The 23,107-nt window shown below is 45.0% G+C and carries 20 protein-coding genes; 1 reads left to right on the forward strand and 19 read right to left on the reverse strand.

The genetic code is table 11. The features are described 5' to 3' along the window. The 4 genes from HR45_RS02835 to HR45_RS02850 form a co-directional block, all read right to left on the reverse strand. Positions 1–1,128 (reverse strand): M14 family metallopeptidase, encoded by a 1,128-nt coding sequence (locus HR45_RS02835; RefSeq protein WP_037439583.1) that lies wholly within the window; start codon positions 1,126–1,128, stop codon positions 1–3. Positions 1,129–1,215: 87 nt separating this feature from the next. Then, positions 1,216–1,821 (reverse strand): winged helix-turn-helix domain-containing protein, encoded by a 606-nt coding sequence (locus HR45_RS18970; protein WP_052074443.1) that lies wholly within the window; start codon positions 1,819–1,821, stop codon positions 1,216–1,218. Between the two features lie 146 nt (positions 1,822–1,967). Beyond that, positions 1,968–3,755 (reverse strand): DUF885 domain-containing protein, encoded by a 1,788-nt coding sequence (locus HR45_RS02845; protein ID WP_037440286.1) that lies wholly within the window; start codon positions 3,753–3,755, stop codon positions 1,968–1,970. 110 nt (positions 3,756–3,865) lie between these two features. Continuing rightward, positions 3,866–4,333, reverse strand: a complete 468-nt coding sequence (locus tag HR45_RS02850) for a hypothetical protein (RefSeq protein WP_037439585.1) — start codon at positions 4,331–4,333, stop codon at positions 3,866–3,868. Between the two features lie 126 nt (positions 4,334–4,459). Here HR45_RS02850 and dgt point away from each other — a divergent pair, with 126 nt between their 5' ends. Next, on the forward strand, positions 4,460–5,914 hold the full coding sequence (gene dgt / locus HR45_RS02855; protein ID WP_037439586.1) for a dGTPase: 1,455 nt from the start codon (positions 4,460–4,462) through the stop codon (positions 5,912–5,914). Here dgt and HR45_RS02860 read toward each other — a convergent pair. The 15 genes from HR45_RS02860 to HR45_RS02930 form a co-directional block, all read right to left on the reverse strand. Further along, positions 5,911–6,144: a hypothetical protein gene (locus HR45_RS02860; protein ID WP_241461057.1), complete on the reverse strand. Its 234-nt coding sequence runs from the start codon at positions 6,142–6,144 to the stop codon at positions 5,911–5,913. The two genes, dgt and HR45_RS02860, sit on opposite strands and share 4 nt — an antisense overlap. Positions 6,145–6,586: 442 nt before the next feature. Then, a complete protein-coding gene (locus tag HR45_RS02865; protein ID WP_037439590.1) occupies positions 6,587–7,276 on the reverse strand; it encodes an SDR family oxidoreductase in 690 nt (229 codons plus the stop codon). 2 nt (positions 7,277–7,278) lie between these two features. Next, a complete protein-coding gene (locus tag HR45_RS02870) occupies positions 7,279–10,326 on the reverse strand; it encodes a DUF3857 domain-containing transglutaminase family protein (RefSeq protein ID WP_081933366.1) in 3,048 nt (1,015 codons plus the stop codon). A 29-nt stretch (positions 10,327–10,355) separates the two neighbouring features. Continuing rightward, positions 10,356–11,135: a CLCA_X family protein gene (locus tag HR45_RS02875; RefSeq protein WP_037439594.1), complete on the reverse strand. Its 780-nt coding sequence runs from the start codon at positions 11,133–11,135 to the stop codon at positions 10,356–10,358. A 93-nt stretch (positions 11,136–11,228) separates the two neighbouring features. Continuing rightward, a complete protein-coding gene (locus HR45_RS02880; protein WP_037439597.1) occupies positions 11,229–12,782 on the reverse strand; it encodes a methyl-accepting chemotaxis protein in 1,554 nt (517 codons plus the stop codon). Positions 12,783–13,317: 535 nt separating this feature from the next. Continuing rightward, entirely contained in the window at positions 13,318–14,370 is a 1,053-nt protein-coding gene (locus HR45_RS02885; RefSeq protein WP_037439599.1) for a hypothetical protein, read from the reverse strand. A gap of 138 nt (positions 14,371–14,508) precedes the next feature. Beyond that, positions 14,509–17,010: a DUF4062 domain-containing protein gene (locus HR45_RS18975; RefSeq protein ID WP_052074444.1), complete on the reverse strand. Its 2,502-nt coding sequence runs from the start codon at positions 17,008–17,010 to the stop codon at positions 14,509–14,511. Between the two features lie 75 nt (positions 17,011–17,085). After that, on the reverse strand, positions 17,086–17,643 hold the full coding sequence (locus tag HR45_RS02895) for a BRCT domain-containing protein (RefSeq protein ID WP_241461044.1): 558 nt from the start codon (positions 17,641–17,643) through the stop codon (positions 17,086–17,088). A gap of 439 nt (positions 17,644–18,082) precedes the next feature. Continuing rightward, on the reverse strand, positions 18,083–19,435 hold the full coding sequence (locus HR45_RS02900; RefSeq protein WP_052074445.1) for a DUF5906 domain-containing protein: 1,353 nt from the start codon (positions 19,433–19,435) through the stop codon (positions 18,083–18,085). Further along, complete coding sequence (locus HR45_RS02905) at positions 19,432–20,094, reverse strand: Rha family transcriptional regulator (protein ID WP_037439603.1); 663 nt, start codon at positions 20,092–20,094, stop codon at positions 19,432–19,434. Before HR45_RS02905 ends, HR45_RS02900 begins: the two co-directional genes overlap by 4 nt. Next, positions 20,091–20,972 carry a toprim domain-containing protein gene (locus HR45_RS02910; RefSeq protein ID WP_037439605.1) on the reverse strand — a complete coding sequence of 294 codons (882 nt, stop codon included), beginning with the start codon at positions 20,970–20,972 and terminating at the stop codon, positions 20,091–20,093. Before HR45_RS02910 ends, HR45_RS02905 begins: the two co-directional genes overlap by 4 nt. Before the next feature lies 1 nt (position 20,973). Beyond that, the gene (locus HR45_RS02915; protein ID WP_037439607.1) at positions 20,974–21,294 is read right to left on the reverse strand and encodes a hypothetical protein; all 321 of its coding nucleotides are present in this window, start codon (positions 21,292–21,294) and stop codon (positions 20,974–20,976) included. Between the two features lie 454 nt (positions 21,295–21,748). Beyond that, on the reverse strand, positions 21,749–22,180 hold the full coding sequence (locus HR45_RS02920) for a hypothetical protein (RefSeq protein WP_052074446.1): 432 nt from the start codon (positions 22,178–22,180) through the stop codon (positions 21,749–21,751). A gap of 4 nt (positions 22,181–22,184) precedes the next feature. Then, positions 22,185–22,823: a tail assembly protein gene (locus HR45_RS02925; RefSeq protein WP_081933367.1), complete on the reverse strand. Its 639-nt coding sequence runs from the start codon at positions 22,821–22,823 to the stop codon at positions 22,185–22,187. Positions 22,824–22,832: 9 nt separating this feature from the next. Continuing rightward, positions 22,833–23,051: a helix-turn-helix transcriptional regulator gene (locus HR45_RS02930; protein ID WP_052074516.1), complete on the reverse strand. Its 219-nt coding sequence runs from the start codon at positions 23,049–23,051 to the stop codon at positions 22,833–22,835. Positions 23,052–23,107: the final 56 nt, after the last annotated feature.

Genomic DNA, 23,107 nt, shown 5'->3' on the forward strand with positions numbered 1-23,107 from the left:
TTACCTCAGAGAATCTACAACGGCTAACATCGCCGTTAGCGATGCTTCACCAAAATGAATGCAACGTTGTGGCGACCAGCCTTCCATAGGATCAGCTAAATTATGATTATCTTTGAATGGCATTTCTAGGGTGTTTGAAAGGCATTTAAAGGTATTAGCAACCCAATTTGATGCAATAGTAAGATTCGCTTTGCCGGGCTCATCTTTGCCGTACCCAAATTCTGTTTGGAAATCAGGGCTAACTAATAACAAGGCTTGTTCAAATGTCGTCTGCAGGCATTGTAAACGTTCATCCCAATGCGGTATGCCTTCACAACCCGCTAGGAATACATAAGGTAACCCTTCATCGCCGTGGACATCATAAAAGAGGTCAACACCAGTGGCCTGCATCTTATTAACCACATAATAGACTTCGGGGCTTTTTTCTAACGACGGTGTTTGCCATTCGCGATTGAGATTTATCCCAACAGCATTGGTGCGCAGATGTCCACGGGCACTGCCATCTGGGTTCATGTTCGGGACAACGTAGAAGTTGGCTTTATCTAACAACTGCTTAGCGACCGGATCGTCAGAGTCCAATAATCGATATAGTAAGCCTTCGACTAACCATTCTGCCATGGTTTCACCGGGATGTTGCCGAGCCGTGATCCAGATATTTTTCTTGTGCTCAGCACCATCACCAATTTTCACCAAGGTCATATCACGGCCGTCAAGCGTAAGACCCAAGTGTTCTAATGAGACTTCTGGATGTACCTGAACAGCACTAAGGAGGTCTAAATGACGTTCATAACTGTATGGCGCGAAATAGGCAATCTGAATCGCATCAGCATCAAGTTCTAAATCAATCACCAGTTGCTGGCCGTCGAAATGGGTAGGCAAACGAAACCAGTGCTGACGATCGTAACTGCCTACCGCTTGATAATCTTGCCAACCTTTGGTGTACGAAGACTCGCCAGCATTGACTATTTTTAGGCAATATTGATTACCAACGTGTCCTTCAAAACGGAAATTAAACCACTGGAAAAATTCGTTACCGACATCAGGACGGATTGCTAGGCGAATATCATCTTTATTCGCAATATCGAGTACGTCGATATTGCCACCATCGAAATTGGCTGTGACTCTCATTCAATATCCTTAACACGCAACAGGCGGAAAATACCTGTGAAAATTTGCGCCCTAGGATAAACCAATTTCAACCTTGGTTAAACGTGATCACGCCGATTCAGCTTGGCAACGTGCCAATAGCTCCTGATTGAAACTATATCCGCGGCCACGTACCGTCAAAATCATGTTGCGCGCTATCCCTGCTTGCTGCAGTTTCTTACGAATATTGGCAATGTGCATATCTAGATTGCGATCAAATTGCCCATAATCACGCTGTAAAACTTGCTGTTGCATCTCTTGCTTGCTTACAGCATTGCCCTCTTGTTGATGAAGAAAGCGAAAAATCTTCAGCTCGGTATCGGTCAGCAAGACTAAACGTTTGCCAATACATACTTGCCCTTTGCGCTGGCTATAGCTGATAAATGGTTTTGCCGTGTATTCATTGAGTACGGGTGCAATATCAGCATCAATCGACGCTGGTGAAGAATAGATAAAAGGCAGCTTTTCAAAGACAGCCAGTTGCTGGTGCTCTGAAGGTTTTGTAAAGCGGCGCGATAGCACTACCACCACATCCGGTGACAGTTGCGGTGGTAACTGGGGGTCATTTAGTGAGTGCAGAGCAAAATTATGCGATGTTGTTTGCTCCTTGGTTGCAATCCAAGAAACTAATGCAAGTTGCCACTGTTCATCATCCGTTACTACTAGAAAATTCATAGCGCAAAAAACTAATATTGCAAATTATTATCATTTGCATAGTTAAATACATTTGTAATACGAATGTCAATACAGAATTTACACTAAGGTGATGATCAACAAAGAAAAGCCTCTTATGAAACTTTTCTTTGCTGAACGAGATGTGACTATTTCAACATCAACTGACGAATGTACATCACAGGTGCACTACCATAACTGAGGAATTGTTCGTGAAATTGCTTGAGGTTGAAGTTATTGCCTTGCTTGGCTTTTAGTTCATCTCGCAGATCGTAGATAGCACGATAACCGGCATAGTAGCTGGTTAACTGCACTTGACTGAGTGTTGCTCGGCGCCACTTCCCTTCGGCTTCTGCGGTTTGTTGGAAAGCCTCTTTGGTCATCAACGCAATCGCTTCATCATGGGTCATACCTTTCACTTGAATGCTGTAATCCAAAATGGTGTTACAGATAGTGCGTAGGTTCCACTTGTAGTACATCAACCATAGCTCTGGCTCGAAATCCCCATAGCCTTCTTCAAGCATCATACGCTCAGAGTAAACTGCCCAACCTTCAATCATGGCGCCATTACCAAACAAACTTTTCACCAAGCTTGGTGACTTGTTGGCGTAGACGAGTTGAGCATAATGGCCCGGGATCGCTTCATGGATATTGAGGATCTGTAACATCCAGTGGTTGTACTCGCGCAAATAGCTTTCTGCAGATACGTCACTCATGCCATCAAGCGGCGTCACGTTGTAATAAGTATTACCGCCGTTATCGTACGGGCCTGGAGCACTAACGGAAGCCCCGGCAAAACCACGCATATATTCCGGCGTCTCGCGCACCACCAAAGGTTTATTAGGGTCAAGTTCTACCAGATCGTGGCTTTTCACAAAGTTAATCAGCTTAGGCAGTAGTTTCTTCACTTCTGGAACAAATTGATCGCGCTGTACATGGTTAAGCGACAACTTATCGATCATCATACGGATGGCAATCTTTTCATCTGCGGGCTTGTCCTCAGTGAAATATTTACGCCATAACTGGTCCGTCAGTTTGGCCATTTCCCCCTGCACTTTTGCCTTATCCGCCAGCGCTTTTTGATACAACTGTTTAGCGGTCATGCCGGATTGAATATCAAATGCAAACTTCTGTTCGTACAACGCTTCGCCAATGCGAAAACTTCGTGCACCTTTTTGTTTAAGTGTGGCTTCTTCGGCTTTAAGAAAATCGATATAACCATTTATGGCCGCTTTGGCGTTCGCCAGTCGACTCCTAAACAGCTGCTTTTCTTGACTGCTTAAACTTGATGCATCGACTTTCGCCAGCAATTCATCATTAAGGACTGAAAACGCCCCCTGATTCTGCAAAATAGCTAATTGGGTATGTTCTAACGTTGGGTTGTCGATATTGGCTTTTGCCGCTTCATAGTAAGCAGGCACATTCGTTAAACGCCCCAAAGCACTGCGCAGGCGTTCAGCTTCAGGCGCATAATTACCATTAACGATTTCAGCAAAACTGCCGGCGACGTTATATGAGGACGGATCCCACTGCCAAGCATTAAAGGTGGTGATATCCCAGCGAATACTGGCCAGAAGGTTTTCCAGCAAACGGTAGTCAATGAGATGACTTGCAGAGAGTGATGCTGGGGTAATGGTCTTTAATCGCGCTTGATACTCAGCCACAAATGCCAGCGTTTTATTGCGGCTCGCGACATTAGGGATTTCAAGTGTGGCATCGTATTTGTGGTAACCACTATACAAAGCATAAGTCGGCATTACCTGCCAAAAAGCTTCAATAAATTGTTCACTAAATTGCGCAAATTGCTGATCGGCCGTTTTAGCGGTAGTAGTTGCGCTGGTGCTTACTGAATCTTGCGGTGTAGAGGTACTTTGGCAGGCAGTCAAACCGCCGCACAAGGCAGCGGTGATAAGCAGTGACAACGGGAGCTTTTTCATTTTGTTGGTTCCATGGTCATTCAAACTTTTATCCAAGTCTGAGTTAACCATTGCCACTCAAAAATGTCAGCAATAAATCCGGTTGTCACATAGCTTGTTACAGTTTTTCGTTATTTGGTAACTGGCTTAAATACCGTTGAAAGATCCAATTTCCAACCGCCCACTTGCTCGGAAGATTTCGGCTGTGGGACGCCAGTAACTAAGGTGCCATCCGCTCTTAGTTGATAAACGAGTGGACGAGGCTGTGTTTTATCATCCCAATATAAAGTCAACAACACGGCTTCAGCACCATCGACGGTTTTCAAATGTTCATCCGATACTTCGGCATAAGCACTGCCGCGATACTCACTGATGGTTTCACCAACGCAATTGAGTCCGTTATATAACTTAGCCACGCTGTGATAAGTGTTCTTGCTAAAACTCATGCTAAAGTTTTTGCTGTTGTCGCCTTCAGCAACGCAACCGGTACTCCATTCGCCGCTGATCGGTAATGTTGGCTTTTCAGAATGGCGGTACCCAAAGTAGCCCAACACCACGATAGCGATGACCAAGAGTACGCCATATACCGCTTTTGACATAATTTCCCCACTCGATGCCAATAATATTATCAGGGGTGACAATACCACAGTTTTGGTTAGACTGACGTCATAGATTGATTCACTTTTGTCTATATATCAGCCAGATAATTCAGGGAGCCGTGTTAGATGAAACCGGATTTTCGCAAGCGTTTTAGCCTCAAACGTCCTTTTAGTCATGCAACCAGTGACGACTGCAACGACGATATTCGCGCTTTGCAACGTGCGTACGAAAGTGATCGCGGCCGTATCATCAATTCGGCAGCTATTCGCCGTTTACAACAAAAGACCCAAGTATTTGCTCTGGAGCGCAACGCTGCCGTTCGCAGTCGGCTTACCCATTCTTTGGAGGTACAACAAACGGGTCGCTTTATTGTGCAACGTATTTATGAATTACTCGGCGACCAAGCGGTAGATTATGGGTTGGCGGCCTTTGAGCGTTGTATGGAGACGTTGGTGGAAATGGCGTGCCTGATGCACGATGTTGGCAATCCACCTTTTGGACACTTCGGCGAGGCCGCTATCAGTGATTGGTTTGAAGAGCATATCCAGACACTAAATCCTGAATTTTGTCTGCAATACGCCCCGCTTCGGAATGACGCTTGTCATTTTGAAGGTAATGCTCAAGCTATCCGGTTAATGCATTCGTTATTGGCACTCAATCTTACCTATAGTCAAATAGCGGGCATATTAAAATACACTCGAGCAGGTGACGTAGCGAAAGCCGACGCGCCTCAACACAAACACTATTTGATGAAAAAGGTGGGTTATTACGCGTCAGAGCGTACCTTTGTGCAGCAACTGTGGCAGCAACTTAATATTGACGCAGGCAATCGTCATCCGGTGAGTTACATTATGGAAGCTGCTGACGATATTTCCTATTGTCTGGCAGACATTGAAGATGCGGTTGAGAAAGGCGTCATTAGCCTGACCGAATTGCAGCAAGCCCTGTGTGATGAATATCAACGACAAGCAATCACCCATACACTGCCGACAAAGCACCTGCAACGTATGCAAGACGCTGTAACCTATGCCCAGACGCAATCATCGCGCATCAATATCAATCATACGAGTCAGTTTTTTACTTTCCTCAGAGTTAAATTGATCCATCCGCTCGTCAGTCACGCAGCGCAAGCTTTTATTGAGAATATTCAAGCGGTATACCGAGGTGACCTTAATCGGGCACTACTGGAAGATGGCAGTTTTTGTCACGCCATCGCTGCGGCGTTAAAACAGGTGGCCATTGACCGGGTGTTCAGTCACCGCGAAGTCGAAAAGCTCGAGCTGCAAGGGTATCGCATTATTACGGCGTTATTGGATAGCTATGCGCCATTATTGGCGCTATCGAGCGAAGATTTTCTGGCCTTGGTTGCTGGCACATCGCGTAAGCCGCTAATCGCTGCTAGGCTGTTGCACCGTCTGCCTCAAAAACATCTCGCCACTTATAAAAACGCCATAAAAAACGGCAACCTAGATGAACTACCTGAGTTCTATCATCGTTGCCGTTTAGTACAAGATTATATTAGCGGTATGACAGACCAGTTCGCACAAGATGAGTACCGCTTAATGCAGGCATTAGATTAACAACGCTTGATACGCACCACTTTCATGGTTTCAAATTCCATACCCGCCACCAACGTGGTTTGCGGATAGTAATCGACATTGACGCGGGAACCTTTGAGGCTGCGGTATTTTTTACTACGTCTGAACCGGAAGGGAGTTTCGTTGTTTTCTAGCATCAGTGTATGTTGAACCCATTCCCCTTCATCACGCTGAGTGTGAGAAAGTACTGTGCAGTGGTCTTGGTGTTGCATGTTGGGATGTTGTTGTTCAATAAAGATGTCAGAAATACTCATTACTCAGTACCTCCTGCAGTTTGGTTCTGACGAATAATCGGTCCAGTTGGGCCTCGTATAGCCTGCCCCTTATCCGATAAATCCGTACCAATTGCTGCCATCGAGTGATGACCATTCCAATGCTAACGCGTAAGGGGAAGACCAAAATGTGGCTGAGTACGCGACTACAACACTAAGGTTGCAGCAGTTCAGCGAAGGTTCATTGTAGCAAAAATAACCAGTACTGGGGGCGAGATTAAGAAATTTTATTGAAAGAATCGATGACAGCAGCCAAATCGACATTTGAGCGGCAAACAATACCGCTCACGTTGATGGTGAATCACTAGTCGTTTGGCAGTAATAAGCTTATCGGTTGATAACGCTATTCAAAATTACCTTGCTGAGTTCGCTGTCCAAACGATTACCAAGGAATAAGATTGCCTTTGAAATCATAAAAGTGGCCACTTTGCTCAGCACTTAGGTTATCGAGTACAGATTTAATGCCCGTTGAAGAGGTTTCAGTATCAATAAGTCCATGGGGCCCGCCCATGTCAGTTCGCACCCAACCTGGATGGATAACGACCGCTTTAATGCCATCAACGGCAAGATCCTGAGCAAGACTTTTGGTGACTGCATTTAGTGCAGCTTTCGACGAACGATAAAAATAGGAACCGCCGCTACAGTTATCCGTCATGCTGCCCATTTTCGAGCTGATATTGGCCACAGTTCCCCGAGCTAGTTTTAAGTGTGGTAAAAACGCTTCAACAACTTTCATAGGCGCAATCGCGTTGATTTCCATCACTTGACGCCACTCTTCGACATCAGTATCGCCTATCGCAATATTGTATGGCCCGTAATAACCGGCATTATTGATCAGCAGTGAGATTGGTCGGTCGGCGAGTTCCTGCGCTAATTCGCGCACCGCATCATAGTCTGTCACATCGAGTTGGTACACTTCTAATCCTGGATTATCACTAATCAGGTAAAGCAAATCGTCCGCTTGCGCTGGATTACGGCAACAAGCAACCACATCCCAGCCGGCCTTAAGATATAGCTTGGTTAACGCGAGTCCAATACCTCGGTTAGCGCCGGTGATAAAAACTTGCGACATAGTTACTCCTTGGTTTTGATGTTGCCGTCATTTCGATGTTGTTGCCAATGTGCTTTTAGCGACACGATAAATTCATCTGTTGCAGATTGATCCGCTGGTAGTCGAAATACCAGATGCGAACCGTCCTGCCGTACAACGGTGATTTCAGTTTTTCTTAGCAACGGCTTTAGCGACTCCACCTGAATGTCAGTCACCTGATTAAAGTCTGCCTGCTGCATTGTTGATTTTCCTTGATCATGACGGTAGCTGAAAATAGTGGAGCGGCTAAAACCCACTCCTTGATCACGAAAATCAAAGTAACTGCTGCTATAAAAGTAATCGGCTGACTCATTGGCTGCAATCAACTGCTGCTGTTGCAGATATTGGTTATAGCTGGGCCATAACTTGTTGCCTGTGACCGGTACATCTTGCGGCAACAACCAAAGGCTTTTTGCCAACATAACGAGATAAAGCGGCACTACCGCCAATGCAAGCAGCCAATGATAGCGCTGCCACTGTGATGCGACGGCAATCCCCTGGCGCCAGTTAATCCGATTTATCAGCAGCACTGCGGGTAACATGACAAGTGCTGGCACACACCACCAAACGCTAATTGAATAGTTGACTAGCTTCACCATGCTAACAATTAGCAGCGCCGCCATTAGTGCAGATACCGCTATAAATAGCCACTTAAGCCAATTTTTCGCAAACACATTAGGGTGACTTCGATAGATGGCGAGCACTAGCGGAAAGTAACTGAAGGGTGCTAAAAGTGACCACCAAATCGGTGATAATTGTGTCTTATCCTGCTGCGCTAGATACTGTCCATTGCGGTAACTCCAATAGAATAAATAACCGCCAAAAGTGAGCAGCGTCAGTAGTACCACTTGGTACCAAGGAACCGCGAAAAACACCGTTTGACGCTGTGGTGTTTTCACTGATTGCCAAAATGCAATAACAAAACCAATTAATACCAGCGCCAATAGTAGGTAGCTGAGAATAATAATCGCGTCCTTGTTGAATCTTTCCTTGAGTGCTTGTTGCCGCTTAGCTTGACTGCTGTAACTGACAATACCGTAACTATCAAAATTCTTTATCCGCTTTAATGCTTGAATATAAGCATTAAAATCCGTCTGTTTCACATAAGGCACTAGTGATTGGTAGCGATAACTCAACATGACCTGCTTGGTATTCACATCAAATTTAACGTCAAACTGGTAGTCAAAAAAAGCATTTTGCTCTCGATGGTGTTCAGACTTTAAATCCCAATGGTGAGTATCAAACAGCTTCAACGTAATGTTACCCGAGACGGTCAATGGATAATTGAGTGCGTACGGTCTGTCATCCAAATTACTCGGGAGCTCGATATATGAACTCACCTGATTTTCATTGGTGAAAAATTGCTGATCTCCATCAGCATCCTGCTGCCACGGATTATGCAGCTGGTAACTTTCGTTAATCGTGACACCTTTAGCCGAATCGTCTATTACTAAGGGTTCCGCGTCCAATTCTCCATATAGTTGAACGAAAAAATCACGATAGGATTTCCCCAATTGCGCCGCGCCTTCAGAGGCTAAACGCTCCCGCATGCGCTCGGCTTCTTGACCAGCATAAAGTGTTGTCACTTTGTACTCTGCTGCTTTGGCATCGCCTTCTGTAAGGTCAAACACTTCGGAGTAGTGAATTTCGGCGCCGCTATGTTGTTGCGGCATACTTTCCAGCCCTTGACTGTCGGACTCAAGCACTAACGCGTAGCCGTAATATGGTTGGGTACGTTCACTAAGAGGACCTTTTTGAAAGCTAATGGTGGGATCCACAAAGTAGCTTTGTTGGCCTAACCAAAGTTTTACGATGGCGTGATTAAAAGCCTTTGCGGACGGCAAACGCTTATTAAGTCCTTCCCCTACTTCGGTATTCACCAATACCGGTGAAGCCCGTAATCCCATCTCTTTCAGTAAGGCAACTAACAGCACCGCCTTATCTTTGCAGTCACCGAATCGATGCAGTAATGTCTGCTGTGGCGTTGCGGGTAAATGACTATTTACCCCCATTTCTAACCCTAGATAGCGAATTTGCTGTTGGACAAAATCGAGAGCCGCCTCCGCCTTTGCAGCCTGATCATCTAATCCCCAACTCAGCTCACGTGCCTGTTGTTTTACATCAGTTGTTAACCTGATTTTAGGCGCAAATAGCTGCCATCCCCATTTGGCTACTGTGGACCAATCATCAAAATCGGAGAAACTGATACCCAATCGAGGGTCGTACCAATCAGGAGTATCAACAGGGACAGTGATCCCGTCTGTATGATGCAAGCTAATTTCATAAATCTTATCTTGCCCAAGTTGCTCCACTGCCACAGACTGCTCTGCCGTAGCATTATTTAAATGCCATTGCAGCGTTGATGCGCGGCGCCACACGACCCTTATATATTGCTGATCGATTGGCACATTCCATTGCAGCGGACGACGATGATAAAAGTGGCCGTCGAATACCGGATTTGTTCCTGTCACTGTGTAGGCATATTCGAGGGTGTCGCCAACGCGAATATCCGACAATATCAACCTTAGGTTCACGCTACTATCGACAATCTGCGATGACCGATTTGCCCGCTCTAAGCTATGGCTGGCGTCCACCAATTTATCAATCTTCTGGCCATTCCGATAAACAGTGACATGGTGCAGCGCTAGCCGCTCATAACTCGGGTCAAACTGCAGATTCAGCTGGGAGTTATCTTCCAGTGCTTTGGTGTTGGTAATTTGCAGGGCAAAGTGGCGATACTGTTGTTCTTGATTATCTTGTTCGGCTAAAAACTGGAAATCAGACAGCAGATAGTAAACCCCATCTTGAATTTGTAGTTGCGGAACATGCGCTAGAGGGTCAAAGCTTTTGGGTACCACCCAGTTTGGTGTCGCCACGAGGCTGACACCAGTTAGCGTGGAAATATTGCTACCCGTCGCTAATGCTTGCCTTTGCAGTGGTAAATACTCAGCAGCCAAAACAACATGGCTGACCAAAGAAGCGAACAACAACATGGCTATTCTAGCTAAACAGCGACGAACAAGGGCTTTCATCTACAGCATTTCCATTGCAAAAAATCGGGTTATAGGTAGGAAGCGAGACATTGAAAGTACTGTTGTAATGCTTTCAAAATCGATTTCCTATGTTCAATATCTGGATACGCCAGCAGGCTACGCTCATCGGTACGCCGCGTACCTTCGACTAAGTAGCGATTGGTGATGTCTTCAGCACTCTCTATCGCCGCCTCAAATGCCCTCGCGCCCATTTCGGTCGGCATCGCAAAATAGTATCGATTAATCTGCTGATCTAACGCCACAGCATTTTTCACGAATGCGGTTGAATCTTCCCCCTCAGCGCTAAGAAATATCACGCTGAGCAATTGGTGTAATTTATGGTTCAGCGGGTGTTGTCGCAAGCAGGAATCGTGTAACCAAAGCTCCGAAGCAAAGCAAATTTTGTTTGCGTGTAGCGCAGAATCAACAAACGCTGTGGTAGCTAAATGATGATCAAGCGCATGCCAAAATTCGTGAGCTAACGCCCCTGCACCTGCATTTTTTGCTAGCGCCAACGTTTTAGTTTGTGGCGCATAGTGGGCCTGTACGCCCTGTTGGCCACCGATACCAAAATCTAAATTGAGTTTTTGTCTTAACCCTAAGGTTTCCGGCGGAACATTGAGGATATACGCCAAATCAGCGAGCGCATCAAATAACAGGTTTGCCGCTTTTTGCGCCTCTTCATCCGTGACCCATTTGCCAATACGTACAGCAGCAAAACCAAAAGTATCGCGAATTTGAACAAAACTGGCAGGTTCATCGAAACGGTAATCAGGGCCGTATCGAAGATAATAAGAATTTGCGAGCAAGCGAAATCAACATTAATCCATTTACAGCCATGATGACATAAAGGTCACACATTAAAAAAGCTCCCGAAGGAGCCTTTTTAAGCAATCAAAAACTTAGCGGCTAAAGCGGCGAACAACCTCCAAGAGATTATTCGCAATCGATTGCAGCGTATCTATCCGCTGTGACGCCTCGCCGGCATTTTGCTGGCTGCTAAATGCAAGGTTGGAAATGTTACTAATTTGACGGTTAATATCTTCAGAAACATGTGCTTGCTCTTCAACAGCTGAGGCCATTTGCGTCGCCATATCGGCAATATTGCCTAATTCATCCGATATACCGACAAGCAGTTGCTCACTTTGTTTGACGCGTTCCATACCGAGCTCAGCACCGCCCTGGCCTTGTTCAGCTACCATTACCGCTTTAGATGCCCGGTCACCTAACTCCTTGATAATCTCGTGGATCTCTTTCGTTGACTCCTGTGTGCGGCTGGCCAAAGAACGTACCTCATCCGCCACGACAGCAAAGCCGCGACCTTGCTCGCCTGCGCGAGCGGCTTCAATCGCCGCGTTTAGCGCGAGCAAATTCGTTTGTTCAGCAATTTGCTGGATCATCTGTGCCACAGTTGCAATTTTATCTGTTTGCTCAGAAACACTTGCTACAGACTGACTAATATCGTCAACAGTTACGCGCAACTGCGAGATAGCATCACTGGTTGAACACGCCACATCCTTCACCTGTGCGGCCAATTCTGTCGATTTATTCACGCGTAACGACGTTTCGCTAACATGACGTGAAACTTCGGTAATGGTCGTCGTCATCTGGTTCATTGCAGTGGCAACTTGCTCTGTCTCCGCATGCTGAGATTCCAACTGAGAATGAGATTGTCTGGTGAGTTCAACTGATGATGTGGTCTCGGTGACCATTGATGATGCAGCGTATTCCATGCGTGTAAGCACAGTGTTCAGGTGCGCTCTTTCACTTAATATGGCAACCTTAATAGCCCCCAGAAGATGACGATCATCAGTAAAGCTTTGGATGGCTAACGGGTCTTTAAAACTTCCATCCAATAGCTGCAGCAAATCGCGATAAACAATACGTTTCGCTTGCGAACTCCAAATGGCGTAAATAACAAATGCAGCAATTAGCAGCACTTCAGATAAGAAATCATGCCCCAACATGAATGTACTAAGCGAAATTAGTAGCCCAATGGCGAGAAAGATGTTTTCTGGGCTAACGAGGCGTGGCTTTTTGAGAGACTTACCACTATTAAGATGGGCATATAATTTTTCACAACGTTCGACATCTTGGCGTTGTGGCAACACGCGTACAGATTGATAGCCAACCACTTTGCCGTTGTCTGTCATTGGCGTCACATAGGCATTGACCCAATAATAGTCCCCATTCTTACAGCGATTTTTGACAATGCCCATCCATGGTTTGCCCGCCTTCAAGTATTCCCACATATTGCGAAAAGCCGCAGGCGGCATATCCGGATGACGAATCAAATTATGTGGCTGCCCGACTAACTCATCCTTGGTAAATCCACTGATGTTGACAAAGGCATCATTACAATCAAGGATTTTCCCTTCGGTATCCGTAACCGAAATCAACTTCTCTTCGGGGCGAAACGTTCTTTCTCTGTCCGTGACGGGTAAGTTCTTTCGCATAATAGTATTGGTCCATGCAAACTCGTTATATTCCCTGCGACATCGGTAACCAAGTTACCGCAGCGGTTTAAGTATTAGTGATCATTGTCAACTTTCAATGTATTACCGAAAAAAACCCTTGCGTTTTTGTTTCAGCACACCTGATTAACACCGGGGCAGAAGGATATAGAAGGCGAAACGGGCTGCATACTACCAAAAGGTATGGCTTTTATTTCATGGGATTATAAACGAGTGAACGCTGTACACCCGCATGGGGGGCATCTTAGGAAAACGCAAAGAAATGCGCTTTTATGAAATTACAGGCATAAAAAAAGAGTTCAGCTTTTATGCTTAACCTCTTGATTTCATTACTCGATGAAATGGTCGAGGCCTGTATTGAATAGATATAGTAACCTCATGTTTTTATTGAAGTGCACAGTCGCTAATAATGAAATATACCCCCAAAAATACCCCCAAATGCTTCATGCTACGTGACACCGTTTAGTTAAAAATAGGGCTGTCTAAGAGGATTTCATAATTACTTGAACATAAATATTTATGGGAGATTAATGTAATAGTAAAGATAGTTACCTGCTACACCAGCGAATACTGCACCAATGAACGATAATAACTTGAGGGTAAATGAGCTTTTCTTCTTAGCTAAATACTTATCCCTACGCACACGATCATTCACAGTAACCACAATGAACGACTTTTGGTTTCGTTCGAAAAATATCACAGTAAAAATAGACAGAGCGAATCCAGCAATGAAAGACATTATACGGAACCATACATCCACATTCTGTATATTGTTATTAGGATCCAACAACTTCAACGCTAGGTTCAGTTTCTCATTCATATCAAGGTCTAATATTGTCATTCCGTCCGGGACGAAACTGGCATAAAGAGCCGTTAACTGCTGTTCCCTAATGAGCTGTTCAATGTATTCAGGTACTAGCAATCCAGCAGCGAAAAAGCCCATCATCAATAAGATAGATGTAATAAATACCAGTTTCAGATACCACGGTTCTTTATCGATCACATTTTCAATTTCATTAGATAAAAGTCCTTGAATATCATCACCCCACGTCCGTTCAGTATGACTAATAACATAGCTGATTATTCCCTTACCAGAGATAGCATTTCTAATTACACTAGATCTACCTACAGTAACTACTTCAGCCAATTCTGTTATAAGTTCCAAAGTGATTTCTTGCTTCTCTGGTGCTGCTTTATTTGGAAAGTTAACTAGGTACGTCCATGTAATTTCGACACTTTTTGTGCAAACCATTTTAGCTTCATTGAAATTAAGAAAACCTCCAATGGTAGTAATTTTACGTTCAGTTCCAGATTCAAATTTAAAGACGGCAGAAAAGTCCACTAACTCAGCATAGTTTTGCTGGTTAATTCTTTGGTCTAGTAGGTGATGAATATGAATGAGCCACTCAAAATTGATTTCGTATGTACCGCTTTTACTATCGCGGATTTTTTCTGGCTGTCCCAAGAGATTTGTAATGAAATCTCCAAAATCCTTCTTTTTAATGGGAACTTGAACGTAAGAATTTCCATCATCATTTCCAGATACAAGTAGACTTAGATCATTATTCATAACTTTCCTTTTTTTATTTTAGCCTCTTCCAATGTGTAGGAGGAACTTTAGTGTGTAACATCATGATTCACAGGACATTTGTGTCACAACTGTAAAAAATACATCTTGGGATTATCTTGGTCTGAATGACAATGGAACTTAAGAACAATTGTTCGCTAACGCGACTTTTCTCGCTTCTGACCTGCTTAATGATGCCCCGAGATCTAACCAATGAATAACGTTGTAATATCGATACTTTTCACCGCTGATGTACTCATAAAGAATTGCCTTTATTCTCTTTGCCGAGAATGCTTTTACTGCCATAAGAGCAGCAGCCTTCCGAACACTGTCCGCTTCATGATTAAACAGGTGTAGCAATGTATCGTTTGATATCTGAGAAAACCTAGATTCCGAGCAGACATCAATTGTCTTTGTTAAAATATGAGGAGGGATATCAAGAGCTAAAAAGTCCGAAATTGATCGTCCCTTCGCAATTGAAGTAATAGCTTTAGCTACCAACGTCCGATACTCATCATCACCACCAGACAGGCCTAATAAGCTATTTCCTGTCGTTGGTTGCTTAGCATTCGCAAGGATTTGAATATCAATCCATTCTCCGAACTTTCCTAGATACAATGCATCGAGATTCGATGCCTCCGTATATCCATCTCTTAGATTTGCTCTAATTCGGTGTAAATCCTCCGCCTTCATAGATGTACACAGAAGGTTCAATCCTTTTCTCGTTAAGCACTTGCGCCAATATTCCTCAAGGTTTCGAGTATCCTTGACAAGATCTTTATGTAAGTTCCCATCACCCAACATGGATTCCACCCTTCGAATACCTTCCCCGAAATACTTGCAAAATCTATCGTCAACATTTCGACGCAATTCACTTGAATGTTTTTTAAAGTACTTCTCGGTTAGAGCAAAATAAGGTGCATCGTCGAAAAGTGTACTGGTTTCTATGACCTTTATTAATTCTGCTTCAGCTAGAGATTTCAACATTTCATATCTGTATTTCTCAAAATATTTTTCCCCTAAAGTATCGGCATCAACGCGACTTGTTGTACCTAAAAGTACGTTATTATTTTTTTCTCGAGGTTTTATAAGTATTCTTTTGACATCATCTTCAGAAAATCTTTTTCCTAGTTTCGAAAGTTCAGACAGAGCCTGTTCTCTAACCAATGCATTACTATCAGTCAGTAAGCGCTCCAATAATCCGACATCCAATAAATTTTTACTAGATAATGATTTAATTGCGGTAAGCCGTACTTGGGGGTTTCTATGTTCTATGCCTAATAGTAGCTCGTCTGCTTCTAAACCTTCAAAACCTGATAATGCAGCATTTAGCAATTCAAAATTTAACGTTTCGAATTGTGATTTCAGGATACGTCGCTGAGTTTCCTTAATTTTTCCATTTCTAAGTAGAATTTCAACCAGACACTCTAATGCTTCACGGGATGTGCCGTAATCACTTTTGTCGTATTCCTTATTTACTACATCAATATCATTCAAATTGCCGCACTTTGCTAAGTATCGAAGGGCGGCAGTGCGCACTCTGCTAGATGATTTTTCAGAGAACCAACTATTGACTAGCTTTTCTCTATTTATTAATTGGTTATCTATAGGTAGTTCAATCTCTAATACTGTTAAAACTGAAATTGCACCGACCTTACAATTGTCATTAACCTCTATATATGCAGATATGATAGCGGGGTTTAATTTCAAACCTGACACTTCAGAATACCAGCGCCATATGGGTACGTTTTCAGTAGCTAAATGTTGAAACCCTAAACGCAATAAAATTTGTATTTCCCGGCGCCCTAGTTCTAATCCTTCTGAACATGCAGTAAATAATATATTGATATCATGAACACCCAAATTAATTTCATCATTCCCCTGCTTAGATAAAGTATTTGCTAGCAATCTAAATCTTGCGATATCACTCGATTGCAATTCGTTTAAGGAATCGTGACTTTCTATTCTTTCTATTAGTTTTTTTAGAAATGCAAACCCCTCGACTGACAATAGAGATGGCTCCCGGTCCTTATTAACATCTCCCTCACCAACAACAGAACAAGTTCCAGGATTTTTTGATTTAAGTTCATCAGGTTCAGACAACTGAACTTCGTCCTTAACGCGAATCACATAGGAGGTTATGCTCTTCCTAGTTAGTTGTTCAATACCCTGCTGATGTAAAAACACCTGATAAAGTATTTTCTTATTGCTAATTATTTTTTCCTTAAAACTAATAACTTTCTTAAGGTCTTCCCCTGGATCTGACATGAATTCATCAGGTATCTCTTTAAAAAAAAGGGAAATTTCTGGGCTACCTGTTCGCTCGCGTCTATCCATAGTACGAGAAAATTCCTCTTCAAAACCGGACGAGAATTTTCCATGAGTGTCTGGTGGTGTACCCCACCTTTTCCAAATCATACCAATAAATAAGTCACATCGATCAAGATCTTGGTTAATGAGCTCCTGAGGTCTACCAAACCCAGCGACAGTTTCTTCCCAGCCTATAAGCTCCACCTGATATCCAAGCGCATCAGCCCACGAATCATTAAATTCATTAACAACCTCTCTAATAGCTTTCCTTTCATCTTGAAGATCACCTGGTGACGCTAAAAATGCTCGGATTATTTTACGTGTACTGGCCATAGCTTGTGATAACTCGCTTAGATATACGGTAACAATTATTGGAATCACCCTTAAAAACCCAATTTTAAGGAATGTCTACAAACCAGCCTGATTAATCCAATGCTCTTCGGTAACAATGGCTAGCGGAATGCCGTCCTCACGGTAAGCCATGGCCTTCTCAATCTTCCGACCAAATGACTCATGTGCCCAGCTATCAGTAACGTAAGAGCCGAGGACAAGGTAATCGAGTGACTTGGTAACGCCACCAGCCAAACGTCCACCTAGCTTTAAAATGGCATCTTCACACTGACGGCGAGTACCAAAGGCACATGTACCGGTAAACAGAAATACATGGTTCTCAAATATCAAATTCGGCTGTGGGGTATTAACTGGTAAGTTGGAGGTCTTAGCGAGTTCTCCTAGCTCTGATGATTCCCCGGTGAGTTGCTTAAGAAGCTGGAATAGTTCAGCAGACTCAGTAGCATCGAGAACACCATCGCTAAGCATTGAGGTAACTTTATCGAGCAGGTTTTTGATGATTGGGTTTTCGTTGAAGCTGTTTTGCACAAGCCAAGCTTGTAGGAATTCAGCCTCTGCTTGAACTAGCACGCCATCGGCCATCAGCCCCTTACACATGCCTATAAGGGTATCCATCTGTCGGTCTTGAACGTTCTTGCTGTTAAACCTTAGGAATAAGTCCATTTAAACACTCCAGTTAACAATGTATCAGTTTGTCTAATTCATCATTAAATGGATGACGGCGTTCTGTCCACCTATGCCGTTCATAAAGTGACCTATACGACAAAATCAAGCCGCTATGGACTTATTTGGTGCGTATTCATCACTTATGTATCTGTAGGTATCAGTGAAATATATCCACCTACCCGTAAAAAGCGGGCTTTTACCCTCCCCACCCTATACCACTTGCTGAAACACTTGGTATGACTGGGCTAGAGGTGGTATTCGGTTATTTTTCTACCTACTACCACCGCCGCGACCCAATACCACGGAACAAAGGTCTCTTAATCAATTCGGCTGACGATACACTAAGGTGTAACCATTTGATTTACCGTAGTGCCTTTGGCATACAATGTTAGCTAAACAATTCATCAGCACTATGGCCGAATATTGCTGCGAACTCTCGGCGCATATCCACCAGCGGCGGGAATTCGTAGAACACTTGCCCGTTGCCACGATCTGTACGTCCAATCTTTTTAACCCCAATGCGGGTTAAGGTCTTACCTAAACTAGAGGCGGCTTGGGGTTTAGATAAGCTGTCCCCGTTGTTATGAGCCCAATCAATAAACACGCCAATTAACAGCTCCGTCTCAATGCGTGGTGCATCAGTGAACGGCTTAGGCTGAGTCAGTTGCTCGAGTACATAGGTATTCGCCAACGAGAGATTAGCTAGCTTCTCTTCTATGAGTGCTTTAGTCACTGGTGCGCGCCGCGGGTCAAACTCACTGATATCTAACTGCTGCAGATAATCCAGTAACGCCTCAGCACCACCATTGTCAGCCCAATCGTGTAACGCATCAAAATAGGCTTTGTTTTGTGCCTTTTCGCTACTTGGTTCGAGTAACAGATAACGCCGCTCGCGAACGCCGGCTAAAATGATGTGCTCGCCATTGCCAGCGAAGATAAAACGCGCGTAATTTGGTACCTGCTGTGCATCTATGCCCTTAAACTCGACCGTCACCGATGTTTCCGATATGAGACCTTTTAGCCGGTTAGCACTTCGTTTATCGGTAAGCTCCACTTCATCACCAAACACCAACAGCTTGTTGGCCACCAGCGAATTAAACTTACCGGTGATCTGTTCGGCGCCATTCACTTGAACAGCCATACCACCCAGAATGGTCTTTAACGGTTTAAATAACGTACCCTTTCCGGTTCCCTCTACTGATTTCAGTACGACAGCTACAGAAGGTTTTTCCTCAGGCCGTTGGATGATATGAGCCAACCACTGGACCAGATAGCTAAATACTTTTTCATCTCCTCGGCAAAGCACAACGCGTAAGTGCTCCAGAAACAACGCACAGTCGCCCTGCTTTGGTTCAATAGCGAAACCTTGGTACAGATTGAACACAGACTCTGGGCAATCGCTTTGGTTGGGGTATACACCAATACCACCTTGCTTAAAGTTCTTGCCCGGCCAATCGAACCACGCGGCACCAGGTCTTTTATTACCGATCTTTGTCTTATTGGTGAACTGCTGCCGAAACTCCTCTGGCATTTCAAATACGAAGGTCTTGCCATTAATTGGGCAAGGCTTTTCAGAAACAATACGGTTTTTGCCACTGGCCACCACATGGGTGTAACGCTGATTCATTTCGCGCAGTCGTTTAAGGTCTGCTTCGCTGTATGGGTTGTTATCAGCGTCTACACCATCCCAATCAGGCTGCCTAGCGTGGTAACTGACCACATTGTCAGGCTGTGCACTCATGCTGCCCCCTGCTTACTGTTTAACTTCTTACAAATCCACGCTTCACCAGCTGTGGAAAATAGTGCCTGAGAGTATCCCAGTTCTGTTTGCCGCAACTTGCCCAGCCCGCGCTCAACAAACCATGTACTAAACTGGCGCCCGCGCTTTACCGACTTGTTGTAGACACCTAAGTCATCAAGAAGCTTATTAAGGCGATAAGCCGACATACCATGCTTCTGTGCGACCTGTCCGGCATTCATCAACGTATCGCGATCAACCAACTTGTCGAAGAACTCCACCTTTGGCGCCTGTTCTTCCAACAATTTGGCCTGATTAGCTGCCAGTTGTAATGCTTCCGCGAATGACTGAGGAATCTGAGGGTAAGGCCGTTTCGCTTGCAGAGTCTCAAGCTCTTGCCAGCGGTCCACTAAACGGGCGGTAAACTCCGGGGACAACTGAGCGACAACGACAATGCTGTCACGCTTACCTTGCTCCCCCGAAAACAGGTATTCGACAGATGGACGGCCTGCTGTGGGCTTTTCCTCAATTTGAGGAGAAGTAATAACCCCCGATTCAATCAGCTTATCAATCGTGCGTTTAACGTTGTCGTGACGCTTCGCGGTAAGCTCAGCTATTTCACGGCTGCTCATTGTGGGTTCAATCTGTGCAATAGCGTTCATGCTGCCCCCTCTTGCGAGTTCTGGTAGTCGTTCCAATCAGTTAAACCGGCTTCGCGTTGCGCGGCGGTAAATGGTGGAGTAGAAACTTTGCCGCCAACCATTCGAGCCGCCTGCAGTGCTTTTTCTTGTCCCGGGTTAATGCCCTTATCTAACTCAGTGAGGTAGTCATCATCTGCCGCGATCACTATCTCAACCTGTGGCCAAAGCTGTTTAGCAAGTTGCGCTACGTGGGTAAGGTTATTCGCATTCATTGCCGCGAGCGTTGGTCGTAAGGTTAGCTGACTAACCGTTACGGCCGTTGCCACGCCTTCGGCAATGTAAACCTCGCCGGCACCATTGAAGCCGCTTAAACCAATCGGGAAGCAAGTACCCTGAACTCTGCCACCGGCTATAAAGCGCTTTTGCCCATTGGCGGCAATCTGCTGGATATTTACTAGCGCGTCATTACCTACGCTTAAGTCGTATAGTGGCACTAGCAACAACCCACTATGGCTACGTAATCCATTTACCTGGCTTATCCGCTTATCAATTAGATAGGGATGACTAATCACATCCATGGCGCCGCTATAAATACGATTGGCTTGCTCAGTAGCTGCGCTTTGACGCTTCCGTCTTAGTTGCGTAATTTGAGTGGTAATTTGCCGTTGCTGCTCAATACTTTCGGAAGTCACAGAGCCATTACCCTTGAAGATATCTTGCTGACCAGTTTGCCAGTCGCCAACCATCAGAAACGGCGGCTGCTCAAAACCAAGATACCAACCGTTGCGGCTTCTTGGTTTCGAGGTAGTCCCCGTTCTGTGGATCACACCATCAAGAATAAGTTGCTCAGTTAACAGACCAAAAGCACGGGCAAATGCCAGTTGCTCTTGGTATGTCATGCTATGCCTGCCTTACTGGAACGTTTAACACTGCTTCCAATGCTACTGACTGTAGAAACTGATCATGTGATAGCGTGCTTAGCGTCCGGCTTAAGTAACTCGACTGCTTATTATCAAGTTCGGTGGTGAGCACCAATCCAATCTCTTGGCAAGTTCCGAGCGTTAGGTTAATTAAATCAATCGGGACAGCACCAAAACTTACGTCAACATGCTTAAGCAACTGTATTAACAGCGCTGGCAGTGAGTCCTCTGGGTTCTCAATGTGGATTTTAGGCTTGTTCTGTTGGGCGATATTGCCGCTATTGACGATCGATAGGCTCATAATTCACCCCCAAGCTGTTCAAGCTCGCGAGCTTTGTTCATATGGCGGTTATAGCGGTTCAAACGAACACTGAGACTTGAATCGGCGTTTAGGGCGGCCAAGGCCATAGCCTTGTGTGCAGATATACGCTTACGTAACGTAAACGCTAGAGGTGAAGGTAACTTCATAGATGTAGCTCCTTTGTGATGTTCAGAGCTACCGCAATTCGCTGCTAATCGAATGGTGGTAGCTGTACGCGGGTTAGCAGACCGGACACAAAGGAACCCGGCACACCCGAAGGTGTCCCGCGCACAGCTGCCATAGATACAACAGCCAGGCACAAAAAAAGCGCCTGCTATCTGATTGGCGCCTATGCGCCTTTGTGTGTTCGACCTGCTAAAGTCGGTTACCGATTTTGCGGCAACAACGAAAGAATACAGATTGCTGGTGGACGTTGCAACAGAATGCATAAACATTACGCCACCTCCCTTAGGTTGAAGTAGCTAGCCAAAGGTAAGAGCGTTAATTGTGACCAATAGATAGGGTCAGCACCGCGTTTCGAGCGCCAATGGTCGATAAGCAACTTGGCTTTATCTAGCTGATCCTCAGCCAAACGATAGCGGTTTAACGTACACACTTGCTTGGCGTACCCTCTAACCTTTTCAGGCTGCCTGAGAACTGTTAGCGTCATTCGATTACTCAACTCACTAACAACACTATTAAGGTGACGAGCATAAATGGGCGCCCTTTCGGCTTCTTGAGCCGTGATGCTGCCGGTGTACATCATGGCTAATAACACACGCTCTTGTTGGTAAGCTGGCTTTGGCGGTTGCCCATCGTTAGCGGCTGGCGTATGCTTCATTTGGTCTTTGAGGTCGCCTTTCGGGGCGGCTTTTTTCATATCCATAGCGTTAATCCTCGATGGTCCCGAATTTGTCTCTATTGCCAAATGCCGTTGCATTAGACGTAGCGCGTTGATCTTCGGTATAAATGCCTGCGCTAATAATCGCACCACCGACTTTACGCTTGCCGTAGCCAACTGGGACTGGGTTACCTGCGGCAGAAGTGTTTACCGCGCCGCCAAAGGCGTAGCTGGTACCGGAATCTTCGGAATCTGACATGGAAAGGTTTTGTGGTGACAGCATCTGAACAACACCGCCAGCCATCATTGATACGCCAGCAGCGATAACCGAACCGCTGTAATCGCCAAATATCGTAGTAAAAACGCCTACAACAACTAACACCGCACCAATAATGGTCTGCAGCACTCCGGCGCGCTTACTTCCTTGAATTACCGGTACAATGCGAAGTTCTTGGGTACCAGCTAAAGCGAATTCATCTTCGCCAACGTTCTTGCCGTTACGGAATATCGCATAGCGCATTCCATACTTAGCCTGCTCGATGATGAATTGCTCGAAGCCTTTCAGTGTGTGTTTTAAAGCGCTAAAAGCCTCTCGAGTACTTCCACTGTCGAGGTAACGCACATGTGTTCTGCCGAATTTAGCTGCGAGAGATCCAGACAACTTGATGACTGTTCGTTGTGCTTCCATTACTCCCCCTTATGCAGCTTCATGGCCAGCAGCTGACAGCCGCGACTCAATCCATTGATCAATATCTGACTCAAGCCATGCTACACGGCCGCCGCCGATGCTAACGGGCTTAGGGAAGTCTCCGGAGTTAATGCGGTTGTAAACACTCGCCTTACACAGGCCAATGCGTTGGGTAACCTCATTCATGCGAATAAGGCGTGGTTTTGCTGGTGGGTTCGTATAGTCCATCATTACCTCGTTTTGTCTGCTTTCGACTACGTGGTAATGATGTGATGACTAAAAAA

Origin of the sequence: Shewanella mangrovi (genome assembly GCF_000753795.1) — a bacterium.
GTDB lineage: Bacteria > Pseudomonadota > Gammaproteobacteria > Enterobacterales > Shewanellaceae > Shewanella > Shewanella mangrovi.

Coding starts and splice junctions, on each gene's coding strand:
- HR45_RS02835 (WP_037439583.1), bottom strand. CDS start 1,128: ATGAGAGTCACAGCCAATTTCGATGGTGGCAATATCGACGTACTCGAT.
- HR45_RS18970 (WP_052074443.1), bottom strand. CDS start 1,821: ATGAATTTTCTAGTAGTAACGGATGATGAACAGTGGCAACTTGCATTA.
- HR45_RS02845 (WP_037440286.1), bottom strand. CDS start 3,755: ATGAAAAAGCTCCCGTTGTCACTGCTTATCACCGCTGCCTTGTGCGGC.
- HR45_RS02850 (WP_037439585.1), bottom strand. CDS start 4,333: ATGTCAAAAGCGGTATATGGCGTACTCTTGGTCATCGCTATCGTGGTG.
- dgt (WP_037439586.1), top strand. CDS start 4,460: ATGAAACCGGATTTTCGCAAGCGTTTTAGCCTCAAACGTCCTTTTAGT.
- HR45_RS02860 (WP_241461057.1), bottom strand. CDS start 6,144: ATGCAACACCAAGACCACTGCACAGTACTTTCTCACACTCAGCGTGAT.
- HR45_RS02865 (WP_037439590.1), bottom strand. CDS start 7,276: ATGTCGCAAGTTTTTATCACCGGCGCTAACCGAGGTATTGGACTCGCG.
- HR45_RS02870 (WP_081933366.1), bottom strand. CDS start 10,326: ATGAAAGCCCTTGTTCGTCGCTGTTTAGCTAGAATAGCCATGTTGTTG.
- HR45_RS02880 (WP_037439597.1), bottom strand. CDS start 12,782: ATGCGAAAGAACTTACCCGTCACGGACAGAGAAAGAACGTTTCGCCCC.
- HR45_RS02885 (WP_037439599.1), bottom strand. CDS start 14,370: ATGAATAATGATCTAAGTCTACTTGTATCTGGAAATGATGATGGAAAT.
- HR45_RS18975 (WP_052074444.1), bottom strand. CDS start 17,010: ATGGCCAGTACACGTAAAATAATCCGAGCATTTTTAGCGTCACCAGGT.
- HR45_RS02895 (WP_241461044.1), bottom strand. CDS start 17,643: ATGGATACCCTTATAGGCATGTGTAAGGGGCTGATGGCCGATGGCGTG.
- HR45_RS02900 (WP_052074445.1), bottom strand. CDS start 19,435: ATGAGTGCACAGCCTGACAATGTGGTCAGTTACCACGCTAGGCAGCCT.
- HR45_RS02905 (WP_037439603.1), bottom strand. CDS start 20,094: ATGAACGCTATTGCACAGATTGAACCCACAATGAGCAGCCGTGAAATA.
- HR45_RS02910 (WP_037439605.1), bottom strand. CDS start 20,972: ATGACATACCAAGAGCAACTGGCATTTGCCCGTGCTTTTGGTCTGTTA.
- HR45_RS02915 (WP_037439607.1), bottom strand. CDS start 21,294: ATGAGCCTATCGATCGTCAATAGCGGCAATATCGCCCAACAGAACAAG.
- HR45_RS02920 (WP_052074446.1), bottom strand. CDS start 22,180: ATGGATATGAAAAAAGCCGCCCCGAAAGGCGACCTCAAAGACCAAATG.
- HR45_RS02925 (WP_081933367.1), bottom strand. CDS start 22,823: ATGGAAGCACAACGAACAGTCATCAAGTTGTCTGGATCTCTCGCAGCT.
- HR45_RS02930 (WP_052074516.1), bottom strand. CDS start 23,051: ATGGACTATACGAACCCACCAGCAAAACCACGCCTTATTCGCATGAAT.